The organism is Microbacterium sp. NPDC089987 (assembly GCF_044748505.1).
In the GTDB taxonomy this organism is placed as follows: Bacteria; Actinomycetota; Actinomycetes; order Actinomycetales; family Microbacteriaceae; genus Microbacterium.
This window is the reverse complement of record NZ_JBIVGE010000003.1, coordinates 26,202-51,172: the sequence shown is the minus strand read 5'-3', so window position 1 is coordinate 51,172 and position 24,971 is coordinate 26,202. Positions and strand designations below refer to the sequence as shown.

Genomic DNA, 24,971 nt, shown 5'->3' with positions numbered 1-24,971 from the left:
GCACTCCCGCGCTATCGGCCGTCGAGGGGGCACGACCCCGCTTGGCACGTCCACGACCAGCACCGAAGTGGTGCTCAATCGCCGTAGGTGAGGCTCGCGCGGGCCTCCGCGAGAACTTCTTCGAGTTCGAACGTGCCATCGGCATCGATGATGTCCCACATGTCAGTGGGGCCGGGAAACTTCGATGCGAGCTGCTCGATCCATTCGTCCCACGTAGTGGCGTTCCCCATGCTGGCGACGACAGCGCGACCGTATGCCATCTTGTGCTGGGCGTCGTGACCGTAGAAGTAGTCGTCCATTGACCGGTAGACGCCGAACGGGTATGCGTTGCGGCCTTGGTGGATCAGGAACTTAGCCAACGCTCAGACCGTCCTTCCGCAGTTGCTGGACGAATGCGTCGCGCTGCTCCTGAGGTAGGCGTCGGAAGGCCCAGCGTCCGTTTGTGGTGGTGACGATCCACTCGTCGTCCTTCTCGGGAATCATGATCGCCCTGAAGTCGAGCATGTGGTCCTCGGCGACCGCGCGGAAGGCGGGCCAAGACGATTCCGGGCCGAAGAACTCCTGCATGTCGCCGAAGCAGCTCATCAGAGGATCACCTGCCGCGACTCCGGGAGAGGGAAGAATCGGTAAGCGACGCCGAGTCGGTCATTCATGTACCCGCCCGTGCCATCCGGCTCGACTTCACGGGTGAACACGGTGTTCGCTCCGTCGGTGATCCACAGGTTGAACCAGTCCGGGTTCTCGTCGTGGGGCGTGACGATCCCTCGCAGCGGGATCACGTCCTCTGGGTCATCGCCGGGAACGTGACTTTCCTGAGTGACGGACATTCCATAAGGGAAGAGGCTCGTCAGGTCGTCGTCGGTGAGCTTCATTGGACCTCCCGTCTGGGCCGTAGTTTTTCTGCGGCCCGTGGATGGTGGGGGCACCCCTGCAGATTTGAGGGGTGGGTACGACTTCAGATCAGGAATCGCGTCGCGCCGGACACAGGTCGCGACGACCACAACCACAAGTCGGATGAGGGCGAACACGACGTACAGGAGCGAGCCGAACACGCCGAAGATGATTCCCCAGCTGTCATCGCCGTGATATTGCCTCGGTGTCACGGGCTACTTGCAGCCCACGGAGGTGTCGGTGGAGAGATCGAGACCCGCTCGAATGCGTTGGCTGGCTTCGCCGAACCCGTCGTCGCCGGGCAGCTGCATCGGGATGTCTGCAACCGTCGTTGCGCTTGTGACCGAGTTCAGCCAAGAGATGTTCGCGAAGTAGTGGTCGGCCATCGTCCGCCGGTCAGCTTCGGCTACTTCGGCGGGCCAGCTGGTCGAGTCATCGGTGAGTTGCTTGGCTGCCGCGCGCTGTGCGGTGGCGAGTTCCTGCGCCGCGGCCTTAATCGCTTCGAGATCCTGGCTGTCCACGGCGGCGTTGAAAACGTCTAACGCGGCATTGGTTGGGCACAAGATCGACAGGTACTGCTCTCCGGCGTCTGCTTTCGACATCGGGAACATGCTGCAACCGGTCATGCTCGTCGCTGCGAGTAGCGCTGCGGCGAGCGCAGCGATTCGCATTCCACGATTGGCGCGCAGAGTCTTCTTCGGCATCGGGCCTCCACAGGCAGTGCCGGGGACAAGCCCCAGCTCTTGACTGATGGCTAACCATCATGTTGTGCTGGTTTTCCATAATAGGACTGAGCGCGACACGCGATGGCGTTGAGGGGTGCCCGACTTTGCTCCTGCCGATGACCCCGACTTCGATGCCCTCCGCCGTCACCTTCGCCGTCTGCGTGAGAATCGGGGGTGGACGTACGACGAACTGGCTGCGCACTCAGGGGTAGGGCGCGCGACGCTGGTGAGCCTGGAACTCGGGAAGCCCCGGACGCGGGGAGACCGCGAGCAGGCGGCGACCACCGGCACCTTGGCGACGTGGTGGCGGATCGCCTCGGCACTCCAGATCGATCTCGGTGACCTGCTCCGACCGCTATACGGGACCGAGGACCAACACTGACGGAATCTTCTTTGGAGCGCCACTGCGCTGCTACGAAGAAGATTCCAGACTCGCAGGAGTGAACTGCGCACGGATATCGTCGGCGATCCCCTGCTCGTCCACGATGTCGAGCTGCGCGGCGACGGCATTGGCGACTCGCTCGTCCCGGCGGGCGGCACGGACTACTGCATGGGAGGTGACGCGGAACATGTCGTACTCAACGACTCGCCCCTCATCTCGAACCCCCAGTCCGGCCAATGCGGCGAGCGCCCGCAACTCGGCGTCTCCAGCCCTCAGAGCCACTGCAAGGCTCCCAGCATCCAACGCGTCGGTTGCGATGTCACGAGCGCGTTCTGCGACCTCGTAGACGCGCACAGCGAGCGATTCCGGATCGAGGCCCAAACGGGCGCTGGTCTCCGCATCCACCTCCATGTGAGTGGTGAGATGACGCCGGACGCTGGAGCGGGCGACATCGTGACGGTCCGCAATGGTCCGCAAAGGCGTGCCCTCGGCGATCTCCTGCTCGATGGCCAGCCGATCCGGGTGCGTGCAGGTGACGCAAGGACGCCCCAACGGAAGTGCCAGTTGCTGCTCGACCTGTGTGCTCATCATGTCCTCGATGAGTGATATCGACCTCGGGGCGAAGCGGTGAGTACTGGTGTCCGATCAGTCGTCGATCCAGGTGAGCACGTCCTGCAGGAAGAGGCCGTGCGGCTCTCGCGCCTCAGCCGTGTTCGCCCGCGTGTGCACGATCCGATATGTGCCGTAGTCCACCGAAAGCATGTTGCGGGTCCGGCTTATGCGCAGAACGTCGCCGCCCTCTGCCAGGTGTCGGCGCGCGAGGCGCTCGATACGTGCCAACCGGGCATCCCACCCAGCGGGTGTGGAGTCATCGAGGTACGCATTCATGAGGCCAGCCATAGCGCTCACGAATGCGGCCACCTTCGGGTCGCCAGTGCTGCGCCCGAACGCATGCTCAGAACCGGTTGGAGGAAGATTTATGAGATCCGCTTGATCGTGGACACTGACACACCCAGCTCATTGGCAAGTCGCACTTGTGTCCAGCCGGGGTTCTCGGCCCGCAGAGTCGCCAGCTTGCGGCGGTTCTCATCAGTTGCCTTGGTCGGCCTGCGCGGCTTACCCGCGAGTCCGCCTACCGTTCCGCGCCTTTGCTGTTCTTCGATCCACTCTGGCTTCCAATCGTGCAGCAGCGACGTGGCGAGGGAGTCTGCGAGGTAGTCAGCCTGCTCGTCCTCCAAGTAGGCGAACCGCTGGTAGGGCGTCGGCCTGGCTGTCGGGTCCCAGGGCAGAAGGAACTTCGACAGGTACTTGTCCATGTAGCACCGGAGGGTTGCCGACAGCTGTGCGTGCGTCGGTTGCGCCCGGTCTGCGAGGTGACGGTCATTCATCACCCTCCAGGTGAGGGCGCACAGGTAGACCGCGACCAGCATGTATCCACCGTGCTCCCGCTTGGGGAGCTTGCCCGGCTTCAACTTCGCGAGGTACTCACGACCCAGCCTGTCCTGCAAGTGTGCAGCCTTCGCATCCGCCGTCGCATGCCGCATAGCGGAGCGCTCTCGGTTCGCTTTCATCTTCGCGAACTCGAATGACGCCGTTGTGGGAAGCGATGGCACATCGAGCCTCTTCCGCGAACCACGCGGACGTATTGCAGACCGAAGTTCTCTCAGAAGCTCCACACCTGACCTCCGGTCAGGGGTTATCTGAGCCGCTCCGTCTTGGTTATCTGAGCCGATGTCTGAACAAGGCACCAATTGCTCATCCAGACTCTCGTCCGCGCTATTCGGTGTGCCTGTCCGCCCATTCGAGCGAATTTGTTGGGCATCAACGCGGGCGAACTCGGCAAGTTGGGTACGGGTAAACGCGACACGACGAACAGCCCGGCTCTGGCCAGGGTCGGCGGTTACATTGGGGATCACAACAGCTCCTCTGCCGCTCTCGGTTTCGTACACCGGGGGCGGCAACTGTTGTACGCCCCACTAGTTGTTCTGGACAGCGATACCGACTTCTCGATGGTCCTCCGCTACGACCGGCTGCAAAATGAGCTAGCTTCGGTCGGCATGTCACTTGCGAAAACGCCCGACCGTGTCTTCGTCGCGAAGGGCGGGGCGACCTACCGCGTCGACCTGCAGCTGACGGATGCCCTGGTGCGCGACCTCGTCGAGCGGATGCTGCAGACCACGGGCCGCAGGGTCGATGTCAGCCAGCCGTTCGTCGACGCGTCGCTGCCCGACGGCTCGCGCCTGCATGTCGCGATCGCCGACGTGGTGCGCGGATCGTGGGCGGTGAACATCCGCAAGTTCCTGAAGCGGCACCGCACGCTCGATGCGCTGATCGCGCAGGGGTCGGTGCCCCCGCAGGTCGCCGGCATGCTGGTCGCCGCCCTGCGCGACGGCCGCAGCATCATCGTCTCGGGGGCCACCCACGCGGGAAAGACCACGCTCCTCGGCGCTCTGCTCGCGGCCTGCGCGGCAGATCAGCGCATCATCACCGTGGAGGAGACGTTCGAGCTCGCCGTCGACGGCCCGGACGTGGTGGCGCTGCAGGGACGGCAGGCGAGCCTCGAGGGCACCGGCGAGATCACCCTGCGGCGGCTCGTGAAGGAGGCGCTGCGCATGCGCCCCGATCGCCTCGTCGTCGGCGAGGTTCGCGATGCCGAGGCGCTCGATCTCGTGCTCGCGCTGAACACGGGTGTGCCTGGTGCGGGCACCGTGCACGCCAACTCGGCCGCCGAGGCACTCGAGAAGCTCGCGCTGCTGCCGCTGCTCGCGGGCCGCAACATCGACCGCGCCTTCATCGCGCCCGCCCTGGCGTCGTCGATCTCGTTCGTCGTGCACTGCCGCCGGGAGCCCGACGGGTCACGACGGGTCGTTGAGGTGATCTCGCCGACGGGCGAGGTCATCGACGGGCGCATCGTCAGCAGGTCCCTCTATCGGGCGGAGGGTGCGACATGACTCTGCTCGTCGGCGCACTGCTGGGCGCGGGTCTGCTGCTCTGCGCGTCGCCCTGGCTCTGGCCGCCGCAGGAGCGTCCGGCTCGCGATCCGCGCAGCACCCGCCTGCGACGGCTCCTTGACGAGGCCGGGCACTCCCGCACGGCGACGCGCACGATCGTCGTGGTCATGGCTGCGATCGCCGCCGTTGCGGCGGCCCTCGTGTGGCTGCTCACGGGCATCCCGGTTCTGGCCCTGCTCGCCGCACTCGCCGGAGCCGCGGCGCCGGTGGTGTTCCTGCGCGGCCGCCGGCTGCGGCTGCGCAAGGCGCGACGGCAGATGTGGCCCGATATCTGCGATCTGCTGGTCGCCGCCATCCGAGTCGGCCTCTCTCTGCCGGACGCGGTCGCGAGTCTCGCCGAGTCGGCGCCGCTCGCCGTGCGTCCGGCGTTCCTGGTCTTCGCCCGTGACCTGCAGTCGACCGGACGCTTCGAGTCGAGCCTGGACCGGCTGAAGGCGACCCTCGCCGATCCGATCGCCGACCGCATCGCCGAGACGCTGCGGATGGCTCGCCAGGTCGGCGGCACCGAGCTGACCGGTGTGCTGCGCGCGCTGTCATCCTCGGTGCGCGCGGATGCGGCGCTGCGGGGCGAGGTCGAGGCGCGGCAGTCCTGGATCCGCGGCGCCGCCGTGCTCGGCGCGGTCGCGCCGTGGGTGATCCTCGGGCTGCTCGCGATGCGTCCCGAGGGGCGCGACGCGTACGGCAGCACCGAGGGAGTGATCGTGATCCTCGTCGGGGCTGTCGTGTCGGTGGTGGCGTTCCGGATCATGCTGCGCATCGGTCGGCTGCCTGAGCCGCAGCGGTGGTTCGGATGAGCGGGGTGACGGATGCCGCGATCGCGGTGCTGCTGGGCGGATCGCTCGCCGTCGGGCTGCTCGGCGTGCTCTCCGCGCTGCCGCGCTGGGGCGCGACCTCTCTCGAGCGGCGGATCGCACCCTATGTGCGCGACGTCGTCGACGACGAAGCCCTTCCTGCAGGCATCCTGCCGACCGTCCACGTCATGCCGGTGCACGGTCGGCGGCTCTGGGACAGGCTGCGCGAGATGCTCGACCGCATGCTCGGCGGCGGCGACACGCTGCGGCTGCGCCTCGCGCAGGCCGGCGCCGCGCAGGCACCCGCAACCTTCCGCGGGCGTCAGCTCGCGTGGGGAGTGGCCGGACTGCTGATCGGCGCGGTCATCGTGGTGATCCTCGCGGTCTCGGGTCGCATGACGCCGCCCGCCGCGCTGCTGCCCATCATCGCCGCAGCCGGCGCTGCGATCGCCTATGACATGCAGCTCACGGCGCGAGCGCGTGCTCGTCGGGCGCGACTGGCCGACGAGCTGCCCACCACCCTGGAGTTCCTGGCGCTGTGCCTCTCGGCCGGCGAATCGCTGCTCGACGCGCTGCGCCGCGTGTCGGCGATCGGCACGGGGCAGCTGACCGGCGAGCTGCGGCAGACCGTGCTCGCGGTGCACACCGGGTCACCGCTCGCGGACGCGCTCGGCGAGACGGCCACGCGCCTGCAGCTGCCCGGCCTGTCGCGCGCGACCGACCAGATCATCGCCGCGCTCGAGCACGGCGCCCCGCTCGCCACGGTGCTGCATTCGCAGGCTGCAGATGCCCGCGACGAGGCCAAGCGGGTGCTCATCGAGCAGGCCGGGCAGAAGGAGATCCTCATGCTCCTGCCGCTCGTGTTCCTGATCCTGCCGCTGAGCGTGCTCTTCGCGGTGTACCCCGGCCTGTTCATCCTGCGACTGGGCCTCGGCTGAGAGACGATCGACAATCCGGAGGGAAGAGAGATGCAGACGCTGAAGAGATGGTTCACGGTCGGCCGTGAACTGGCGGAGGACGAGCGGGGCGATGTGCCGGGCTGGGTGCTGGTGACGTTGATGACCGCGGCGCTCGTCGTGGTCATCTGGGCGGTCGCCGGGCCCGCGCTGGTCGACCTGTTCGAGCAGGCGATCTCGCGCGTCTCGGGCATCTGATCGACGCTCGGAATGCGTGCGCGGTCGCTCCTCGCCGATGAGCGAGGCTCCAGCCCCGTCGAGTTCGTGCTCGTCGGGGCGCTGCTGACCGCGCTCACCCTCGCTGTGCTGCAGATCGCGCTCGCCATGTACGTCCGCAACGTCGTCCACGACGCGGCGGTCGAAGGCGCGCACCACGCGGCGCTCGCCGATACGACGCTCGACGAGGGCGTCGCGCGCACCGAGGCCGTGATCACCAGAGCCGTCGGCCCCGAGTACGCCGGCGACGTCGCCATCGGGGAGGACGTGAGCCTGGGGCATCCGAGCGTGCTCGTGCGGGTCCGCACCACGTTGCCCGTGCTCGGCCTCCTCGGCGTGCCGTTCGGATTGGAGGTGGAGGCTCGTGCGCCGGTCGAATCGTTCGGAGACGAGTGAGTCCCTCCTCGACGACGAGGCAGGGTCCGCCGCCCTCGAGTTCATCGTCGCGGGCGTTCTGCTGCTCGTTCCGCTCGTGTACCTGGTGCTCGTGCTGGGGGCCGTGCAGGAGCAGACGCTGGGCGCGGAGGCTGCCGCCCGCCACACGGCACGCGTGATCGGTCAGGCGCCGGATGCCCGGGCCGCCGCCGAACGAGGAGACACCGTGCTCGCCGGTGTCATCCGCGAGTACGGCATGGACGAGAGCGCCGTCGACGTGGCGATCAGCTGCCGTCCGACGGCTGCCGAGTGCCCGGGTGCCGGCGCGACGGTGATCGTCACGGTGCGAGCCGAGGTGACGCTTCCGCTGATGCCGCCGATCTTCGGACTCGATGAACTCGCGGCCATTCCCGTCGAGGCGCAGGCCGCACAGAAGGTCTCGAGGCTGTGGGGGAGCGAATGAACGGCCGCGACCGGACCCGCGCATCGCTCGCGGACGACGAAGGAAGCGTGCTGCCGCTGGTCCTCGGGTACGTGCTGCTCGCGATCGCGGTGATCTTCGTGTGCGTGTGCGCCACGGACCTCTACATCGCGCAGAAGCGTCTGGACTCGCTTGCCGATGCCGCCGCGCTCGCCGGATCCGACGGCTTCACGCTGCAGGCCGACGGTGAGGGCGTTCGGGCCGAGCTCGCCGACGAGGGCGTCCGCGAGCAGGCCGCCGCAGTGATCGATGCCGTCGGCTCCGGCGCGAGTCTGATGTCCGCGGGCACGCCCGACGGCGTGTCGGCACGGGTCACTGTCGCCGCGGCCTGGCATCCGCCGCTCTTCTCGCCCTTCGTGCCGGACGGCGTCCCGCTCGAGGCAACCGCGACCAGCCGCACCGCGCTGCGCTGAGCCGCGTGTCAGGGCTCGCGCCGCGGCAGGAACTTCGGCGTCCACACGGCGAAGCCCGCAGCGCCCAGCAGCGCCACGCCGCCCATCACTCCGGTCGCAAGGGGAAGTGAGGCGAGTGCCACGATCGACGCGACGACCACGGGGGCGGCAGCGCCGCCGGCATCCGTCAACGTCCGCCAGGCACCCAGGAAGGTCGCCGGATCCGTCTCGGGCGCGAGATCGGCGCCATAGGTGAGCAGGATGCCGCTGGAGAGGCCGTTGCCGAGACCGAGCACGGCAGCCATCAGCGCGAACCACATCGTCGCCTGATCGAGGTCATGCGTGAGTGAGAGGGCGATGAGCCCTGCGCCCATGAGCAGCAGCGCGGGAAGTGCCGCCCAGATCCGGCCGAAGCGGTCCATCACCTGGCCGCTGGCGTAGAACAGGGCGAAGTCGATGGCGCCAGAGACTCCGACGACGATCGCGATCGAGCTGGCGTCGAGTCCGAGCGACACGCCCCACAGCGGCAGGATCACCTGGCGGGCCGAGCGCACACCCGACAGCGCTGCGGCCGACAGGCCGAGGCGCATCAGCACGCCGCGGTAGTACGAGATGGTCTCGAGCACGCCATAGCGGTCGCGGGTCGGGATCGACCCCGTGACGACCTCGCCGGAGTCCTCCGCGACCGCGGCTCCTGTCGGCTTCAGCAGCGCGGGGCTGCTCTTCTCGGGGTCGGGGCCGAACAGCACCAGCGGCACGATCGCCGCGCAGCAGACGATCATCGCCCAGATCGTCGACTGCTCCGACCCGGTCAGCTGAATCAGCGCGGCCGCGACGAACGGCCCGATGAAGACGCCGAAGCGGAAGCTGCCGCCCAGCAGCGACAGCGCCCTGGCGCGGAAGCGCGGGGGCACTCGGGTCGTCATGAAGGCGTGCCTGGCCAGCCCGAACGCCGCCGCACAGAAGCCGAGCACGAACACCGAAGCGGCGAAGACGGCGAGGTGCTCGGCGAGCAGCATCCCGACGCCGGCCACGATCGAGAGGGCGCCCGCGACGACCATCGTGAACCGCTCGCCGACCTTCGCGACCAGCGCACCCGCGGGCAGGTTGCCGCACAACTGGCCGATCACGAGCGCCGCGGCCACCAGCGCCGCGAGCGACACGTCGGCGCCGAGCCGCGTGGCGATCACGGGGATGAGGGGGATGACTGCGCCCTCGCCCAGCGAGAAGAGCACCGTCGGCGCATAGACCATCGGTCCGAACCGCCTGAGGACACCCGCCGCGCTGTCAACCACACCGCCACGCTAGCCCCGCCTGCATCGCAGCCGGGGCAGGGACATACCGCGGTCAGGGAAGCGGCTCCCCGGCGCGATAAGGTGTACTGCCATGTTCGAACTCGATCTCTCCGCCGACATACAGGCCCTGCGACACACCTTCGGCGACATCCGCGAGGTCGTCGACGTCACCTCCCTGCGCGAGGACATCGCGCGACTCAGCGAGGAAGCGGGCGCCCCCGACCTCTGGGACGACCCCGAGAAGGCGCAGAAGGTGACCAGCGCGCTCAGCCACAAGCAGGCCGATCTCAAGCGCGTCACCGAGGTCGAGCGCCGGCTCGACGACCTCGACGTGCTCATCGAGCTCGCCAACGAGATGCAGGACGACGACTCCGCCGCCGAGGCGCGCGTCGAGCTCGAGTCGCTCACCCAGGCCATCAACCAGCTCGAGGTGCAGACGCTGCTCGACGGCGAGTACGACGAGCGCAACGCGATCATCACGATCCGCTCGGGTGCCGGCGGCGACGACGCCACCGACTTCGCCGAGATGCTCATGCGCATGTACCTGCGCTGGGCCGAGCGCCACAAGTATCCCGCGAAGGTGATGGACACCTCGTACGCCGAGGGCGCCGGCATCAAGTCGGCGACCTTCGAGATCGCGGCGCCCTACGCATTCGGCACGCTCTCCGTCGAGGCAGGCACGCACCGCCTCGCCCGCATCAGCCCGTTCGGCTCGGCCGACAAGCGCCAGACGTCGTTCGCGGCTGTCGAGGTCATTCCGCTGATGGAAGAGGCCACCGAGGTCGAGATCCCCGAGAACGACCTGCGGGTGGACGTGTTCCGCTCCTCGGGCCCTGGCGGCCAGTCGGTGAACACCACCGACTCCGCCGTGCGCCTGACCCACCTTCCCACCGGCATCGTCATCTCGATGCAGAACGAGAAGTCGCAGATCCAGAACCGCGCCGCCGCCATGCGCCTGCTGCAGACCCGCCTGCTGCTGCTGCAGAAGGAGCAGGAGGCGGCCAAGAAGAAGGAGCTCGCGGGCAACATCACCGCCAGCTGGGGCGATCAGATGCGCTCGTACTTCCTCTACGGTCAGCAGCTGGTCAAGGACCTGCGCACCGGTCACGAGTCGGGCAACCCCGCGAGCGTGTTCGACGGCGACCTCGACGACTTCATCTCGGCGGGAATCCGCTGGCGCAAGCGCAAGGACGAGGACTGATCCTCACCCGAACATGAGACGGGCCCGGAAGCGATGCTTCCGGGCCCGTCTGCGTCAGCGCACGATCACTGCTGCTGTGCACAGGCGCTCGCCGCGTCGGTGAACGTGTTCCCGAACTCGGCCGCGTCGGCCTGATCCGAGAACTCGATGGTGCCCTCGGCGACCCTCTGCAGGGCCTCGTCGCTCAGGTCGGAGTCGTAGAACTCCTGCCCGAGGCACAGCAGCAGCTCGTCGGAGTAGCCGGTGGCCTCGGACATGCCGGCCATCTCCTCGAGGCCCACGGCGAGCTCCTCGGGTGACGGTCGCCCGCCGATCGCCTCGTCGGTCGCGTCATCGGTGGCACTGGGCTCGGGAGACGGCTCCGTCCAGGGCTCGTCGGTGGCGTACGGGTCGTAGGACGAATCCCAGGCGCTGTCGTTCATCGCGGTGGCGAAGAGGGTGACGCTCAGCACGACCGTGGCGACGACGCCCATCACGATCGACAGGATCAGACCCACGATGCCGGGCCACTTCGCGGTGTTCTTGATGAACAGCGCGATGATCGACACGACGAACGCGGCGAAGAGCAGGAACGATCCGATGCCGAAGGTGACGAAGTTCGGGATGCAGGCGATGATGCCGCCGACGACGGCGAGCCCGAGGCCGATGTAGCCGAGCAGCGGGGTCTTGCGCGGTCCGGCGTCTGGCGCGGAGTACGCGCCGCCGTATGAAGGAGCATTGCCGTAGGGCGCGGGTGCGGCGTACGGGTTCTGCGGGTCGACGCCCGCGGCACCGGGGTAGCCCTGCTGCCCGAAGCCTGCCTGCGCGTATGGGTCCTGGCCGTAGGGCGGCTGACCGTACGCGCTCTGCGGATAGCCCTCCGGCGTGACGGCGGGGTCGGCCTCGGTCGGGCGGGCGCCCTCCGCCGCGCCGGGAGCAGCTGGCGGGAGGTAGTCGCTGTGCGGTTCGGTGGATGCCCGGGCATCCACCGTCAGATCTTCGCCCGCAGCGGAATCCGAGGGTTCGGCCGCGTCACCGGCGACGGGGCTCTCAGCGCTCTCGGGCGCGTAGTGCTCGGTCCACTGCTCACCGTCCCACCAGCGCTGGCGCCCCGATCCGTCGTCGTACCATCCTGCGGGAACGCTCATGGCCTTCTCCTCGTCGTCTTCGTTGCGCCGTGGGCTCGAGCCGCACGACCTGCCTCGCGGTGCATCCGCGCCCTACGTGTATATCAGTCGCCGTCGACGGGAACGGCATGGGGGAGTGTCGCTGGCGACCCTGCGCCGCCCCGCGCCTAGGCTCGTATGGCCATGATCCGGTTCGAGAACGTCACAAAGCGCTATCGCGGCACGAAACGCCCCGCACTGTCAGAAGTCGACTTCAACGTCGACGCGGGGGAGTTCGTCTTCCTCGTCGGAGCCTCGGGCTCTGGCAAATCGACGTGCCTGCGGCTGATCCTCCGTGAGGATGTCCCCACCACCGGCCGCGTCGCCGTGCTCGGCCGCGACCTCCGCTCCCTCGCGAACCGCAAGGTGCCGTACTTCCGGCGGCACATCGGCTCGGTGTTCCAGGACTTCCGCCTCCTGCCGTCGAAGACCGTCGCGCAGAACGTGGCCTTCTCACTGCAGGTGATCGGCTCGTCGCGCGGGTTCATCCAGCAGGCGGTGCCGGAGGCGCTCGCGCTGGTGGGCCTGGAGGGCAAGGCGAAGCGGATGCCGCACGAGCTGTCCGGCGGTGAGCAGCAGCGCGTCGCGATCGCCCGCGCCATCGTCAACCGGCCGAAGGTGCTGCTTGCCGACGAGCCCACCGGAAACCTCGACCCGGCGACGTCCGTGGGCATCATGCAGCTGCTCACCCGCATCAACGCCGGTGGCACGACGGTGGTCATGGCGACGCACGAGGCGGCGTTCGTCGACCAGATGCAGCGCCGGGTGATCGAGCTCAAGGGCGGCGAGATGGTGCGCGACGAGGTCGGCGGCGGCTACGGAGACACCTCCAGCATCCCGCGCCTCACGCCGGAGGCGGTGCCCGGCGCGGCCGTGGCCGCAGCGCTCACCGCCGTGCAGGAGATCCAGCGCGAGACGGTCACCGGCGTCGTGCCGACGCCGCCCGTCGAGCAGCCGGCTGCTTCTCATCCGGCTGCGCGGCCGACGTCGAATCCGGATGCCATGCCGCCGGCCGCCCAGGGCGTTCAGCGCCCGCCTGCTGTCACCACCCCGCCGGAGGGGCATGCGACCGCTGTCGGTCCCCGCACCAGCCCGATCGTGCTCCCGGAGGTGGAGGTCGCCGAGCTCGGCATGGCCGACCGTCTCGGCCTCTCGCGCGACGACGACGAGGAAGTGGGCCCGACCTCATGAACTTCGGACTCATCGTCGGCGAGGCCCTGATCGGCCTGCGTCGCAACATCTCCATGGTCATCTCGGTGGTGCTGGTCACCTTCGTCTCGCTGACGTTCGTCGGCGCGGCCATCCTCATGCAGACGCAGATTCAGACGATGCGCGGCTACTGGGGTGAGAAGGCCGAGGTCACGATCTACATGTGCTCGCCGCTTTCGACCTCGCAGAACTGCACGTCAGACGAGGCGACCGAGGAGCAGATCACCACCGTCGAGGGCGACCTCGCGGGGCCCGCCTTGAAGCCGCTGATCAGCGACGTCGTCTTCGACGACAAGGAGACGACCTACCAGAACTGGGTGGAGCGCTTCGGCGAGGAGCAGGCGAACGCGTTCGGCGTCGAGAACATGGGCGTCGCATTCCGCGTCACCATGAAGGATCCGCAGCAGTCGCGCGTGCTCACCGAGGCGTTCTCGGGAGTCGCCGGGGTGGACGAGGTGCAGGATCAGCGCCGTCTGCTCGATCCGCTGTTCTCGGCGCTCACCGTGGCGACCTACATCGCGGTCGGCGTCGCGGCTCTCATGCTGATCGCCGCCGTGCTGCTGATCGCCACGACCATCCGCCTCTCGGCCTACGCGCGCCGCAAGGAGATCGGGATCATGCGTCTGGTGGGCGCCTCGAACCGATCGATCCAGACACCGTTCGTGCTCGAGGGCGTCTTCGCGGCCTTCCTCGGATCGGTGTTCGCCAGCGCTGCCGTGCTGGCGGGCGTGAAGTTCGGCGTCGAGGGCTACCTCGCCGAGCGGGTGCCGTTCATGCGTCCGCTGGTCGACATGCAGGATGCCGTCTTCGTCGTGCCCGTGCTGATCGGCATCGGCGTCGTGCTGGCTGCGCTGTCGGCCGGGTTCGCCATCCGGCGCTGGCTGCGCACCTGATCCTTCGCCCGCCTCGGGAACCGATAGGGTGGAGGGCTGTCTGTCGTCAGGAGAAGAACATGCCCAGGGAACGCGGGGAGAAGGTCGTCGCGACCAACCGTCGCGCGCGTCACGATTACAACCTCGAGAAGTCGTACGAGGCGGGCCTCGTGCTCACCGGCACGGAGGTCAAGTCGCTGCGTCAGGGGCGTGCGAACCTCAGCGACGGCTACGCGTACGTGAAGGGCGGCGAGGCGTACCTCGACGCCGTGCACATCCCCGAGTACTCCCAGGGGCACTGGACCAACCACTCCGCCAAGCGCATCCGCAAGCTGCTGCTGCACAAGGACGAGATCCACAAGCTCGAGCACGCCGTCTCCGCCGGCGGCTATACGCTGATCCCGCTCAAGCTGTACTTCTCCGACGGCCGCGCCAAGGTCGAGATCGCGCTCGCGAAGGGCAAGAAGGAGTACGACAAGCGGCAGACGCTGCGCGAGCGTCAGGACACGCGCGAGGCCGAGCGGGCCATGCGCCTGCGCAACCGCGTCGGCGAGTAGCCCTTCGACAGGCTCAGGAACCCAGTTCTGGTTCGAAGCCGAAGGTCCGCCCCAGGAAGCGCAGTTCGGCCTCGAGTGAGGCGATGATCGTCTCGGCTGCGCGGAAGCCGTGGCCCTCGCCCTCGAACAGCAGGTACTCGTGCGGCACGCCTCTGGCAGCCAGCGCGTCGCGGATCGCCTCCGACTGCGACGGCGGCACCACCCGGTCATTGGAGCCCTGCTGCAGCAGCACCGGCACGTCGATGCGATCGGCGTGCGAGAGCGGCGAGCGCTCGATGTACACGCTCTCCGCCTCAGGGAGCGGCCCGACCAGACCATCCAGGTAGCGGGCTTCGAAGTCGTGGGTCTCGGCCGCGAGCATCCGCAGATCCGCCACGCCGTAACGCGAGATGCCCGCGGTGAACGTGCCGCCGCGCACCAGCGCGCACAGCACCGTCCAGCCGCCGGCAGATCCGCCGCGGATGGCGATGCGGGCGGGATCGGCCAGCCCGGCCTCGACCATGCCGCGGGCGGCCGCGATGACGTCGTCGACATCGACGATGCCCCACTGCCCGCCGAGGCGCTCGCGGTAGGCGCGACCGTACCCGGTCGAGCCGCCGTAGTTCACATCGAGCACGCCGATGCCGCGGCTGGTCCAGTAGGCGTATGCGGTGGATGCCGCACCCGAGACGTGCGCGGTGGGGCCGCCGTGCACCATGACGATGTACGGCGGCAGCTCGCCCGCGGGCGCTGCGGCGTCGGGGTTGGTCGGCGGATAGTCGAACGCGTGCACGGGGCCGCGCGGGCCGTCGAAGGTGACCGGCCGCGCGCGAGGGATCCAAGCGGCATCGGCCTCGGCTCCGCCCGTGACGGTTGTGATCGTGCCATCGTCGAGGTCGACGCACCAGAGGCCCGTCCCGACCGTGCGCCCAGCGCCGGAGATGAGCACGCGCGAGCCGCGGGCGTCGTCGACGCTGGCGCCGGCGGTGATCGGCAGCGTCAGCAGCTCGACGGCCGCGCCGTCCGCGGAGATGAGCACGATCTCATCGGCGCCGTTCGTGCGCACGGCGACGATGCGGCCGTCGTCGAGCGGCTGGTACCAGCGGTTGCCGAGCACCCAGAGTCCGCCGCCGGTGTCGGCATCGGCGGGCGTGATCGGGGTCGCGGCGTCCCCGAGCCGGACCCTGTGCAGGTTCCACCGGCCGGACGGGTCGTCGAGATACAGCAGCTCGTCGTCGCTCACCCACTCCGGCTGCAGGGCAGCACGGGTGGGCGTCGACGCGATGTCATCGCCACCGAGGGGAGCGACGTGTAGAAGCGCCTGATCCCACGGCATCCGCACCGTGCTCCACTGCACCCACGCCAGCCGCTTCTCGTCGGGCGAGAGGGCGGGATGGGCGACGAAGCCGCTTGTCGAGATGAGCGTGCGCCCCGCGCCCTCGTCGTCGGCTGCGGCACCGTCCAGCGGAATCTCCACGATCGCGCGCACATGCTGCTCCGGTCGCAGGTCCTCTCGCACCGCGAGGAGGCGGCCGTGCTGCAGTCGGAGCCCGCCGTACGAGGGCCCAGCCGCGGTCAGCGGCTCCGGGGCGCCGCCGTGGGACAACCGGTAGACCCGCTGGTCGGCGCCGTGCACGAAGAACAGCGTGCCCTCGGCGCCGGCCGTCCATGCGCCGCCGCCGTACTCGTGCACCCGCGAGCGGGCGTTCCAGGGCGCCGGCAGGATCTCGTGACCGCTCGAGCTGCGCACCGTCACACGGCCGCCCTCGGCGGGAACCGATTCGCCCCACCACACCTCGTCGCCGACGAAGCGCGCTCCGTCGATGCGCGGAGACGCCTGCGCGATCATCTGAGCCGTGAAGGGCGAGGGCCACGAGCCGTGCGGTGCGGTCATGGTCCGAGCCTAGCCAGAGCCCGCAGGTGACACACGGCGTCACAGAGTGTGCGCCGCGCGGAGCGGCTGTCCTACCGTCTGAGGACACCCCGCCGTAACCACCTCTGAAGGAGAACCGCCATGAGCAGCATCCCGTTCTCCTTCGAGCTGTATCCGCCACGCACCGCCGAGAGCGCCCGCGCACTGCACGACACCATCGACCGTCTCGCCGAGACAGGACCGGACTTCATCTCGGTGACCTACGGCGCGGGCGGGTCGACCGGAGGCCGCTCCCTCGAGGTGCTGCGATACATCCGCACGCACACCGACACCGAGCCGCTCGCGCATCTCACCTGCGTGGGCAACACCTATGCGGGCGCGGCGCGTCTGATCCGCGAGTTCCTGGACGCCGGTGTCCTCGGCTTCCTCGCGCTGCGCGGCGACCCGCCGGCGGGCCAGAGCGAGGACGATGTGTTCCTCGGCGACCTCGAGAGCTCCGCTCAGCTCGTGCAGCTGATCGACCGGGTGCAGGCCGAGCGGGCGCCGTACGAGGAGTCGCCGGTGCGCGGCAACCCCGCAGCCGTGCGCGTCGCGCCGCGCCGCAGGGTGAACATCGCCGTTGCCGCGTTCCCCAACGGCCACCCGCGCTCGGCATACAGCAGCCAGCACGTCGACGCGCTGCTGGCCAAGCAGGCCGCCGGCGCCACGGTCGCCATCACGCAGCTGTTCTTCCACCCCGACCACTACCTCGCGTTCGTCGAGCGGGCCCGCCGCGCCGGGGTCACCATCCCGATCCTCCCCGGCATCATGCCGATCACCTCGCCCGCGCGCCTGGCGCGCGTGCTCGAGCTCACCGGCGAGGAGCTGCCCAGCGAGCTCGCCATCGAGCTCGAGATCGAGCCCACTGCCGAGGGACGCCGCCAGATCGGCATCCGGTGGGCCGCCGACCTCATCCGCGCCGTCGTCGACGGCGGCGCCCCGGGTGTGCACCTGTACGCGTTCAACCAGCACGAGACCGTGCTCGACGTCCTCCAGTCCGCCGGGATCATCCCCGCGCGCCAGCTCTCCGCAGCATCGAAAGGAACACCATGACCGCTTTCCCCGCAGGGACGATCCTCGGCTACCCGCGCATCGGTCGCCGGCGCGAGCTGAAGAAGGCCGTCGAGTCCTTCTGGGCCGGCCGCTCCGATCAGGCCGAGCTCGAGCGCACGGCCGCCGAGCTGCGCGCGACGACGCGAGCCCGTCTCGCCGAACTCGGTCTCGGTCGCGATGATTCGTCGATCCCCGAGTCGTTCTCGTTCTACGATCAGGTGCTCGACGCCGCGGTCACGGTGGGCGCCATCCCCGCCCGCTTCGACGACCTGCGCGATGCAGACGGCTCCATCGGGCTGGGCGCGTACTTCACCGTCGCGCGCGGCGAGGGAGAGCGCGCACCGCTCGAGATGACGAAGTGGTTCGACTCCAACTACCACTACCTCGTCCCCGAGATCGGCCCCGAGACGACCTTCTCGCTCGCCAGCGAGCACCTCGTGCAGCAGGTCGCCGAGGCGACGGCCGCCGGATACGTCACCCGCCCGGTGATCGTCGGACCGGTCACCCTGCTCGCGCTGGCGAAGGCGTCGGACGATGCGCCGGAGGGGTTCGAGCCGCTCAGCCGCCTCGACGACGTGCTGCCCGTCTACGCCGAGCTGCTCACCAAGCTGAAGGCCGCCGGCGCCCAGTGGGTGCAGCTCGACGAGCCGGCGCTGGTCAGCGAGTCGCTGCCGGTCGACACCGCCGCTCTCGCTGATGCCGCCGCCCGCGCCCTCGGTGCTCTCGGCGGCGTGAGAGAGCGCCCGCGGATCTTCGTGGCCGCGCCCTACGCCGCGCTGGGCGCGACGCTCGAGGTGCTGGCGGCCGCGCCCGTCGAGGCCATCGGCATCGACCTCGTCCGCGGCGAGGTGCCCGCCGCGCTCCCCGCGCTCGAGGGCAAGACCCTCGTCGGCGGCGTGATCGACGGGCACAACATCTGGCGCGGCGACCTCGACGCGGCGTTCGCCAAGCTCGAGTCGCTGCGTGAGCTCGGGGCGTCGAGCATCTCGGCATCCACCTCCACCTCGCTGCTGCACGTGCCGCACGACGTCGACGACGAGACCGCGCTCGATCGGCGTCTCGTCTCGTGGCTCGCCTTCGCCGACCAGAAGGTCGGCCAGGTCGTCACCCTCGCTCACGGTCTGGCTCAGGGCCGGGATGCCATCGCCGACGCGCTGGACTCGGCATCCGCCGCCCTCGCCGACCGACGCGACGCCCCCGGCGTGCGCGACGGCGCCGTGCGCGGGCACGAGGTCGCCGAGACCGAGTTCTCGCGCGTCTCGTACGCCGAGCGCGAGAACGCACAGCAGGCGCTGAACCTCCCCGCACTTCCGCTGACGACGATCGGGTCGTTCCCGCAGACCGGCGACATCCGCCGGGCGCGTGCGCAGTTCCTGCGCGGCGAGCTGCCGGCTGACGACTACGACGACTTCCTGCGCCGCGAGATCGACCAGGTCGTCGCCCTGCAGGAGGAGCTCGGCCTCGACGTGCTCGTGCACGGCGAGCCCGAGCGCAACGACATGGTGCAGTACTTCGCCGAGCACCTCGACGGGTTCGCCGTCACCCAGCACGGCTGGGTGCAGTCGTACGGCTCGCGTGCCACGCGCCCGTCGATCCTCTGGGGAGACGTCTCGCGCCCCGCCCCGATCACCGTCTCGTGGGCCGCGTACGCCCAGTCCCTGAGCACCAAGCCGGTCAAGGGCATGCTCACCGGTCCCGTGACCATCCTCGCGTGGTCGTTCGTGCGCGACGACCAGCCGCTCGGCGAGACGGCCAACCAGGTCGCCCTCGCCCTGCGCGATGAGATCACCGACCTCGAGGGTGCGGGGATCGCGATCATCCAGGTCGATGAGCCGGCACTGCGCGAGCTGCTGCCGCTGAAGGCGGCGGATCAGGCCGACTACCTCGACTGGTCGGTGCGCTCGTTCCGGCTCGCGACCGGCGGCGCCGCCGCGGGAACGCAGATTCACACGCACCTCTGCTACTCGGAGTTCGGCGTCGTGATCGACGCGATCCGCGCGCTCGATGCCGACGTCACCTCGATCGAGGCCGCGCGCAGCCGCATGGAGGTCGTCGCCGACATCGCGCGCTTCGGCTTCGACCACGGAGTCGGACCGGGCGTCTACGACATCCACTCGCCGCGCGTTCCCAGCGTCGAGGAGATCGAGGCGCTGCTGCGCCGCGCGGTCGACGAGCTGCCGCTGCGCCAGCTGTGGGTGAACCCCGACTGCGGCCTGAAGACCCGTGCCTACGAGGAGACGGTGCAGTCGCTGCGCAACATCGTCGAGGCCACCCGGCGTGTTCGCGAGGACGTCGCCGTGACCGTCTGAGTCCCCTCCACCACGAAGAGGCGCCCCTTCCCGAGCAGACGGGAAGGGGCGCCTCTTCTGTGCGAATGCCGGATCAGACCGCGCGGAGCACCGCGACGACCTTGCCCAGCACGACCGCCTCATCGCCCAGGATGGGCTCGAAGGCCGAGTTGCGGGGGAGCAGCCAGGTGTGGCCGTCACGACGGCGAAAGGTCTTCACCGTCGCCTCGCCGTCGATCATCGCGGCGACGATCTCGCCGTTCTCGGCGTTGTTCTGCGTGCGCACCACGACCCAGTCGCCGTCGCAGATGGCCGCGTCGATCATCGACTCGCCGTTGACCTTGAGCATGAACAGGTCGCCCTTGCCCACGAGCTGCCTGGGCAGTGGGAAGATCTCCTCCACCTGCTGATCTGCCGTGATCGGCACACCGGCCGCGATCTGCCCGACGAGGGGCACCAGGGCGGCATCGCCCACCGACGGCGCGGTGTCGGCGGGATTCTCGGCGCCGGTGCCGGGAAGGTCGATCAGCACCTCCATCGCGCGGGTCTTGCCGGGATCGCGACGCAGGTAGCCGCTCAGCTCGAGCTGCCCGAGCTGGTGGGTGACGCTGGAGAGCGACTTGAGTCCCACGGCGTCGCCGATCTCGCGCATGCTCGGCGGGTAGCCGTGGCGGGCGATCGAGGTCTGGATCACCTCGAGGATCGCCATCTGCTTGGGGCTGAGGCTCTTGCGGCGCCGCGTGCGGGGAGCCTCGGCTGCGGTCTCGGGGGTCTCGCTCATGGGTGCTCCTTCATGCCCTCACACGGTGCGGATCCGCGTCATCGCGGGGATCCGATTCGAATGTCGGTGGCCCATGGTGGGCTGACTTCATCGAAACCGTATCCGAGTTCTCTCGGAAAACGGAAGATCTGTTCGAGCGTGTCGCGGAAGTGTCGGCACTGTATTCGAAGAATCCTTGACAGATGTTCGATATCGAAGATAGATTCGGAACGTAGCTTCGCATCCGGCATCCCCGGCCGGATGCCGGATGCGAAAGCTGCACCACTCCCGCCCGATGGGCGGGGAGAGTGAAGAGGAGCATCACATGAGCACCATCAGCATCCAGACCCCCCTGACCGCATCGGTCTCGGCAGCTGCCCGGCGTTCTGTCCCCACCCGGCTGCGCCTCACCGCGCGCGGCCGTCGTCTGCTCGCCACGCTCGCCGCCGCGCCGGTCATCGCCGGAATCGGCGTCTCCGTGCTGGCAGGGGGCTCGGCCCTCGCATCCGGGGAGAGCGACCCGGTCGCCTTCGAGACCGTGACCGTGCTGCCCGGCGACACTCTCTGGTCTATCGCCGCCGAGGCCGCGCCCGCAGCCGATCCGCGTGATGTCATCGACGACATCAAGCGGCTCAACAACCTCACCTCCGGCATGATCCAGGTGGGCACCTCGATCGCCATCCCGACCGCCTACTCCGGGGCCGCGCACTCCGAGTGAGGGCGCACCGTCATCCGCGGCGGTGGCCGCGATGCGCGGCCTACGATGGAGCATGTGACATCCCTCGATGAGCTGCCCCTCCGCGCCGATCTGCGCGGACTCACGCCGTACGGTGCCCCGCAGGTGCCGCTTCCCGTCGCTCTGAACGTCAACGAGAACACCCATGCCGTCCCCGACGAGGTCGCGAGCGACATCCTCGACGACATCGCCCTCGCGCTGCGAGACGTCAACCGCTACCCCGACCGCGAGTTCAGCTCTCTGCGAGAGGCCTTCGCGGACTACCTCGGTCACGGACTGACTGCCGAGCAGATCTGGGCCGGCAACGGCTCGAACGAGGTGCTGCAGCACATCATGCAGGCATTCGCCGGCCCCGGTCGAACGGCGTTCGGTTTCGCGCCCACGTACTCCATGTATCCGCTGATCACGCAGGGCACCGGAGCGCGGTGGATCGCGGGCACGCGTCAGGAGGACTTCACGATCCGCCCTGACGATGCCGCACGGCAGATCGCCGAGGTCGACCCCGACGTCGTCATCCTCTGCACGCCGAACAATCCCACCGGCACGCCGCTCGGGCTCGACGTCATCGAGGCCGTCTACGAGGCGGCTCGCGGGGTCGTGATCGTCGACGAGGCCTACCAGGAGTTCGCCCCGCATGACGCGCCCTCGGCGCTCAGCCTGCTCGACGGTCGCCCGCGCCTCGCTGTCTCGCGCACGATGAGCAAGGCGTTCGCCTTCGCCGGCGCTCGCGTCGGATATCTCGCCGCCGACCCGGCGTTCATCGACGCGCTGCGCCTCGTGCGCCTTCCGTACCACCTCAGCGCGCTCACGCAGGCGGCCGCCGTGGCGGCGCTGCGCAACTCGTCGACCATGCTGCGGATGGTCGACGAGATCGTCGAGCAGCGCGAGCGCATCTCGGCCACGCTCGAGGCGCTCGGGTATCGACCGCACGCCTCGTGGTCGAACTTCGTCCTGTTCGGCGGGGTCGACGATCCGCAGGCTCTTTGGCGCGCGCTGTATGACCGCGGCGTGCTCATCCGCGACGTCGGGATCCCGCATCACCTCCGTGTCTCCGCAGGCACCGAAGCCGAGACCACCGCCTTCCTGGAAGCCCTCGCGTCGATTGGATCGTCATCATGACCGACCGCACCGCCCGCCGGACCCGCAGCACCTCCGAGTCGACGGTCGAGGTCGTCGTCGACCTTGACGGCACGGGTCGCAGCGAGATCGACACCACCGTGCCGTTCTTCGATCACATGCTGACGGCCTTCGCAAAGCACTCGCTGACCGACCTCACCGTGCGCGCCACCGGTGACACCCACATCGACGCGCACCACACCGTCGAGGATATCTCGATCGTGCTCGGCCAGGCGATCCGCGAGGCGCTCGGCGACAAGGTCGGCATCTCCCGCTACGGCGACGCCCTCGTTCCGCTCGACGAGGCTCTCGCGCAGGCCGTGGTCGACATCTCGGGACGCCCCTTCCTGGTGCACGACGGCGAGCCAGCGGGCTTCGAGTTCCACCTCATCGGCGGGCACTTCACCGGATCGCTGGTGCGTCACGTGTTCGAGGCGATCACCTTCAACGCCGGGCTGACGGTGCACGTGCGCGTCCTCGGCGGTCGCGACCCGCACCACATCGCCGAGGCGGAGTTCAAGGCGTTCGCCCGTGCATTCCGCCAGGCCAAGGCTCTGGACCCGCTCGTCGAGGGCGTCCCCTCCACGAAGGGGGCGCTGTGACCGCGCGGCGCGTCGTCGTCTTCGACTACGAGTCGGGCAACGTCCACTCCGTCGTGAAGGCGCTGGTCGCAGCGGGCGCCGAGGTCGAGCTCACCCGTGACCGGGAGCGGGCCCTCGAGGCTGACGGACTGCTCGTTCCCGGCGTGGGCGCGTTCGCGGCCGTGCGCGAGGCGCTGGTCGCACACGGCGGCGACGAGATCATCGACCGGCGCCTGGCCGGCGGCCGCCCGGTGCTCGGCATCTGCGTCGGCATGCAGGTGATGTTCGAGCGCGGCATCGAGCGCGACCAGCCCGCCGAGGGGCTGGGGGAGTGGCCGGGCACGATCGCCGAACTGGATGCCCCGGTGCTGCCGCACATGGGCTGGAACACGGTCGAGCCCGGGGAGGGCAGCGTGCTCTTCCGCGGCATCGAGCACGAGCGCTTCTACTTCCTGCACTCCTACGCCGCCACGGCGTGGGAGCTCGACGTGATCCCGCCGTTCCCGCAGCCGGCCGTCACGTGGGCGACGCACGGTGAGCGCTTCATCGCGGCGGTCGAGAACGGCCCGCTCTCGGCGACGCAGTTCCATCCTGAGAAGTCGGGGGAGGCGGGCATCCGGCTGCTGCGCAACTGGATCGAATCGCTCTGAACGGCGCTCGGATGGCGTGAGCGCTCGCGAGGCGAACGTTCAGCCGGGTCGTCAGAGTCCGCGCGCGACGGCCGCTCCCGCGGCCAGCCAGGCGGTCTGCGTGCTCGGGGCGAGTGCGCCGAGTCGCAAGTGGCCGTCGACCATCTCGTGGTCGAACGGGATCGCGACCACCTCGCGTGCCAGATCGCGGTAGCCCGTGACCACCTGGTCGACATCGGCGGGGGTCGCCTTGGGGTCGGCCTGAGTGACGACGACCACCGACTGATGAGCGAGCCGTGCGGATCGCTCATCGCGGTCCTCGAGCGCCTCGAGCAGCAGCGCACCCGCTTCGGCGTGGTCATCGCGAGTCGTGGTCGCCACGACGATCTGGTCGGCGTGGTCGATCATCCGCAGCCACATCGGGTCGGACTCGTCGTTCCCCGAGTCGATGATGATCAGGCGGTAGTACTTCGCCGCCACGGCGTGGATCGCGTCGATGTCCGCCGAGCGCAGCCGGTTCTCCTGCGCGAGCCGCATGGGCTTCGAGCGCAGCACGTCGTACTTCTCGCGTGCCTGGTGGTGCACGAAGTGAGCGAGATCGGCGGACTGCGCTCCCGCGCCCAGCAGGCGATCGGCTTCGGGAAGAAGCTCGAACAGCGTCCTGTCGTGCGGACCGGTGTCGGTGCGCCAGCCCAATGTGCCCCGGGTCTGGTTGTTGTCCCAGGCGAGCACGCCCGCGCCGCCGAAACGCGCGAAGACGGCCGAGAGCAGCACCGTCGCAGGAGTCTTGCCTGCGCCGCCCTTGCCGTTCACCACGGCGATGGTGCGCGGACCGGGCCAGTGCTGGCTGACGAGCAGCTCGTTGTCGCGCACGGCCCGCTCGGCGGCGCCGGGCGCGAGCGAGAATCCGATCCGGTTCAGCATCCCGCGAGCGCCGGTCCTGGCCGGCTCCTCACGGGCGTCATGCTGCAGGAACGAGGGCCGCTCGCGCTGATCGCGCCGCGATGCGGTCGGCGTCGCCGGAGCAGCCGGAGATGTCGGCGCAGGTGCCGGTGAGGAGGCGGGAGCCGGAGCGGGCGCGGATGCCGTGGCTGGAGCGGATGCCGCTGCCGCTGCGGGAGACGGGGCGGGCGCGGATGTCGCAGCAGCCGACCCTCGGTGATAGCGGGGAGCCTCGGCGGGGACGCCGGACGGCGCCAGCGGCACCTCCGACGCCAGTGCCTCCGACTCGGCTGCTGACCGACGCGTCGCGCTCGTCCGTCGGCGCAGCGGACCTGCGCCGCTGTCATCGTGCGCGTCGGCCATGCCTCACGTCCCTCCATGTAGATGAGCGCACGGGCGAAGATGTCCCGCTCGTGCGCCCTCTGATCGTACCGCCGGGGCCTGCGAGAACCCCAGTGGCCCATGGTGCCGAGCGT

Annotated in this window: 30 protein-coding genes; 18 read left to right on the top strand and 12 right to left on the bottom strand. The window is 69.3% G+C overall.

From position 1 onward, the window contains the following. Window positions 1-74 precede the first annotated feature (74 nt). From ACIPV2_RS13120 to ACIPV2_RS13105, 4 genes are read right to left on the bottom strand one after another with little or no spacing between them, the layout of a single operon-like run. Complete coding sequence (locus ACIPV2_RS13120) at window positions 75-359, bottom strand: hypothetical protein (protein ID WP_400841941.1); 285 nt, start codon at window positions 357-359, stop codon at window positions 75-77. Beyond that, window positions 352-585, bottom strand: coding sequence for a hypothetical protein (locus tag ACIPV2_RS13115; RefSeq protein ID WP_400841939.1), 234 nt, complete (start codon window positions 583-585; stop codon window positions 352-354). The genes ACIPV2_RS13120 and ACIPV2_RS13115 overlap by 8 nt, the downstream gene beginning before the upstream one ends. Then, window positions 585-1,103 carry a hypothetical protein gene (locus ACIPV2_RS13110; protein ID WP_400841937.1) on the bottom strand — a complete coding sequence of 173 codons (519 nt, stop codon included), beginning with the start codon at window positions 1,101-1,103 and terminating at the stop codon, window positions 585-587. The genes ACIPV2_RS13115 and ACIPV2_RS13110 overlap by 1 nt, the downstream gene beginning before the upstream one ends. 3 nt (window positions 1,104-1,106) lie before the next feature. Then, a complete protein-coding gene (locus ACIPV2_RS13105) occupies window positions 1,107-1,595 on the bottom strand; it encodes a hypothetical protein (RefSeq protein ID WP_400841935.1) in 489 nt (162 codons plus the stop codon). A gap of 115 nt (window positions 1,596-1,710) precedes the next feature. Here ACIPV2_RS13105 and ACIPV2_RS13100 point away from each other — a divergent pair, with 115 nt between their 5' ends. Then, window positions 1,711-1,998, top strand: a complete 288-nt coding sequence (locus ACIPV2_RS13100) for a helix-turn-helix transcriptional regulator (protein ID WP_400841933.1) — start codon at window positions 1,711-1,713, stop codon at window positions 1,996-1,998. 30 nt (window positions 1,999-2,028) lie between these two features. On the opposite strand, the gene ACIPV2_RS13095 is transcribed toward ACIPV2_RS13100, so the two are convergent. The 3 genes from ACIPV2_RS13095 to ACIPV2_RS13085 form a co-directional block, all read right to left on the bottom strand. Then, a complete protein-coding gene (locus ACIPV2_RS13095) occupies window positions 2,029-2,586 on the bottom strand; it encodes a hypothetical protein (RefSeq protein ID WP_400841931.1) in 558 nt (185 codons plus the stop codon). 57 nt (window positions 2,587-2,643) lie between these two features. Continuing rightward, window positions 2,644-2,886 carry a hypothetical protein gene (locus ACIPV2_RS13090; protein ID WP_400841930.1) on the bottom strand — a complete coding sequence of 81 codons (243 nt, stop codon included), beginning with the start codon at window positions 2,884-2,886 and terminating at the stop codon, window positions 2,644-2,646. 89 nt (window positions 2,887-2,975) lie between these two features. Continuing rightward, window positions 2,976-3,611: a hypothetical protein gene (locus tag ACIPV2_RS13085; protein ID WP_400841928.1), complete on the bottom strand. Its 636-nt coding sequence runs from the start codon at window positions 3,609-3,611 to the stop codon at window positions 2,976-2,978. A 444-nt stretch (window positions 3,612-4,055) separates the two neighbouring features. Here ACIPV2_RS13085 and ACIPV2_RS13080 point away from each other — a divergent pair, with 444 nt between their 5' ends. From ACIPV2_RS13080 to ACIPV2_RS13050, 7 genes are read left to right on the top strand one after another with little or no spacing between them, the layout of a single operon-like run. Continuing rightward, a complete protein-coding gene (locus ACIPV2_RS13080; RefSeq protein ID WP_400841926.1) occupies window positions 4,056-4,949 on the top strand; it encodes a CpaF family protein in 894 nt (297 codons plus the stop codon). Then, window positions 4,946-5,803, top strand: a complete 858-nt coding sequence (locus tag ACIPV2_RS13075) for a type II secretion system F family protein (protein ID WP_400841924.1) — start codon at window positions 4,946-4,948, stop codon at window positions 5,801-5,803. Before ACIPV2_RS13080 ends, ACIPV2_RS13075 begins: the two co-directional genes overlap by 4 nt. Next, window positions 5,800-6,738: a type II secretion system F family protein gene (locus ACIPV2_RS13070; RefSeq protein ID WP_400841923.1), complete on the top strand. Its 939-nt coding sequence runs from the start codon at window positions 5,800-5,802 to the stop codon at window positions 6,736-6,738. Before ACIPV2_RS13075 ends, ACIPV2_RS13070 begins: the two co-directional genes overlap by 4 nt. Before the next feature lie 30 nt (window positions 6,739-6,768). Further along, window positions 6,769-6,954 carry a hypothetical protein gene (locus tag ACIPV2_RS13065; RefSeq protein WP_101188275.1) on the top strand — a complete coding sequence of 62 codons (186 nt, stop codon included), beginning with the start codon at window positions 6,769-6,771 and terminating at the stop codon, window positions 6,952-6,954. A gap of 12 nt (window positions 6,955-6,966) precedes the next feature. Then, window positions 6,967-7,368 carry a TadE/TadG family type IV pilus assembly protein gene (locus ACIPV2_RS13060; protein WP_400841921.1) on the top strand — a complete coding sequence of 134 codons (402 nt, stop codon included), beginning with the start codon at window positions 6,967-6,969 and terminating at the stop codon, window positions 7,366-7,368. Beyond that, on the top strand, window positions 7,337-7,810 hold the full coding sequence (locus ACIPV2_RS13055; RefSeq protein ID WP_400841919.1) for a TadE family protein: 474 nt from the start codon (window positions 7,337-7,339) through the stop codon (window positions 7,808-7,810). The genes ACIPV2_RS13060 and ACIPV2_RS13055 overlap by 32 nt, the downstream gene beginning before the upstream one ends. Next, on the top strand, window positions 7,807-8,241 hold the full coding sequence (locus tag ACIPV2_RS13050; protein WP_400841917.1) for a pilus assembly protein TadG-related protein: 435 nt from the start codon (window positions 7,807-7,809) through the stop codon (window positions 8,239-8,241). Before ACIPV2_RS13055 ends, ACIPV2_RS13050 begins: the two co-directional genes overlap by 4 nt. 8 nt (window positions 8,242-8,249) lie before the next feature. Here the strand turns inward: ACIPV2_RS13050 and ACIPV2_RS13045 are convergent, their stop codons facing one another. Continuing rightward, window positions 8,250-9,473 (bottom strand): MFS transporter, encoded by a 1,224-nt coding sequence (locus ACIPV2_RS13045; protein ID WP_400842206.1) that lies wholly within the window; start codon window positions 9,471-9,473, stop codon window positions 8,250-8,252. A 133-nt stretch (window positions 9,474-9,606) separates the two neighbouring features. Between ACIPV2_RS13045 and prfB the strand changes: the two genes are divergently transcribed. Then, window positions 9,607-10,716 (top strand): peptide chain release factor 2, encoded by a 1,110-nt coding sequence (gene prfB, locus ACIPV2_RS13040; protein WP_400841915.1) that lies wholly within the window; start codon window positions 9,607-9,609, stop codon window positions 10,714-10,716. Between the two features lie 65 nt (window positions 10,717-10,781). Here the strand turns inward: prfB and ACIPV2_RS13035 are convergent, their stop codons facing one another. Continuing rightward, the gene (locus ACIPV2_RS13035) at window positions 10,782-11,843 is read right to left on the bottom strand and encodes a DUF2510 domain-containing protein (protein WP_400841913.1); all 1,062 of its coding nucleotides are present in this window, start codon (window positions 11,841-11,843) and stop codon (window positions 10,782-10,784) included. 162 nt (window positions 11,844-12,005) lie between these two features. Here ACIPV2_RS13035 and ftsE point away from each other — a divergent pair, with 162 nt between their 5' ends. The 3 genes from ftsE to smpB are packed head-to-tail and all read left to right on the top strand — an operon-like array spanning window position 12,006 to window position 14,499. Then, window positions 12,006-13,052, top strand: a complete 1,047-nt coding sequence (gene ftsE, locus ACIPV2_RS13030) for a cell division ATP-binding protein FtsE (protein ID WP_400841911.1) — start codon at window positions 12,006-12,008, stop codon at window positions 13,050-13,052. Further along, window positions 13,049-13,963, top strand: coding sequence for a permease-like cell division protein FtsX (gene ftsX / locus ACIPV2_RS13025; protein WP_101188268.1), 915 nt, complete (start codon window positions 13,049-13,051; stop codon window positions 13,961-13,963). The genes ftsE and ftsX overlap by 4 nt, the downstream gene beginning before the upstream one ends. Before the next feature lie 59 nt (window positions 13,964-14,022). Continuing rightward, window positions 14,023-14,499: an SsrA-binding protein SmpB gene (gene smpB, locus ACIPV2_RS13020; RefSeq protein WP_101188267.1), complete on the top strand. Its 477-nt coding sequence runs from the start codon at window positions 14,023-14,025 to the stop codon at window positions 14,497-14,499. Between the two features lie 13 nt (window positions 14,500-14,512). Here the strand turns inward: smpB and ACIPV2_RS13015 are convergent, their stop codons facing one another. Next, the gene (locus ACIPV2_RS13015; RefSeq protein ID WP_400841908.1) at window positions 14,513-16,372 is read right to left on the bottom strand and encodes a S9 family peptidase; all 1,860 of its coding nucleotides are present in this window, start codon (window positions 16,370-16,372) and stop codon (window positions 14,513-14,515) included. A 120-nt stretch (window positions 16,373-16,492) separates the two neighbouring features. On the opposite strand from ACIPV2_RS13015, the gene ACIPV2_RS13010 reads away from it, so the two are divergent. Beyond that, window positions 16,493-17,443 carry a methylenetetrahydrofolate reductase gene (locus ACIPV2_RS13010; protein WP_400841906.1) on the top strand — a complete coding sequence of 317 codons (951 nt, stop codon included), beginning with the start codon at window positions 16,493-16,495 and terminating at the stop codon, window positions 17,441-17,443. Next, a complete protein-coding gene (metE, locus tag ACIPV2_RS13005; protein WP_400841904.1) occupies window positions 17,440-19,752 on the top strand; it encodes a 5-methyltetrahydropteroyltriglutamate--homocysteine S-methyltransferase in 2,313 nt (770 codons plus the stop codon). The genes ACIPV2_RS13010 and metE overlap by 4 nt, the downstream gene beginning before the upstream one ends. A 73-nt stretch (window positions 19,753-19,825) precedes the next feature. On the opposite strand, the gene lexA is transcribed toward metE, so the two are convergent. After that, entirely contained in the window at window positions 19,826-20,512 is a 687-nt protein-coding gene (gene lexA / locus ACIPV2_RS13000; RefSeq protein WP_101188263.1) for a transcriptional repressor LexA, read from the bottom strand. Between the two features lie 304 nt (window positions 20,513-20,816). Between lexA and ACIPV2_RS12995 the strand changes: the two genes are divergently transcribed. Genes ACIPV2_RS12995 through hisH form a run of 4 tightly spaced genes read left to right on the top strand, consistent with a single transcriptional unit; the run spans window position 20,817 to window position 23,574 of the window. After that, window positions 20,817-21,209, top strand: coding sequence for a LysM peptidoglycan-binding domain-containing protein (locus ACIPV2_RS12995; protein WP_400841902.1), 393 nt, complete (start codon window positions 20,817-20,819; stop codon window positions 21,207-21,209). Window positions 21,210-21,254: 45 nt separating this feature from the next. Continuing rightward, entirely contained in the window at window positions 21,255-22,346 is a 1,092-nt protein-coding gene (locus ACIPV2_RS12990) for a histidinol-phosphate transaminase (RefSeq protein WP_400841900.1), read from the top strand. Further along, window positions 22,343-22,945 carry an imidazoleglycerol-phosphate dehydratase HisB gene (gene hisB / locus ACIPV2_RS12985; RefSeq protein ID WP_400841898.1) on the top strand — a complete coding sequence of 201 codons (603 nt, stop codon included), beginning with the start codon at window positions 22,343-22,345 and terminating at the stop codon, window positions 22,943-22,945. The genes ACIPV2_RS12990 and hisB overlap by 4 nt, the downstream gene beginning before the upstream one ends. Then, on the top strand, window positions 22,942-23,574 hold the full coding sequence (hisH, locus tag ACIPV2_RS12980; RefSeq protein WP_400841896.1) for an imidazole glycerol phosphate synthase subunit HisH: 633 nt from the start codon (window positions 22,942-22,944) through the stop codon (window positions 23,572-23,574). The genes hisB and hisH overlap by 4 nt, the downstream gene beginning before the upstream one ends. A 51-nt stretch (window positions 23,575-23,625) precedes the next feature. Here hisH and ACIPV2_RS12975 read toward each other — a convergent pair whose 3' ends face one another. Continuing rightward, window positions 23,626-24,858 (bottom strand): MinD/ParA family protein, encoded by a 1,233-nt coding sequence (locus ACIPV2_RS12975; protein WP_400841894.1) that lies wholly within the window; start codon window positions 24,856-24,858, stop codon window positions 23,626-23,628. Window positions 24,859-24,971: the final 113 nt, after the last annotated feature.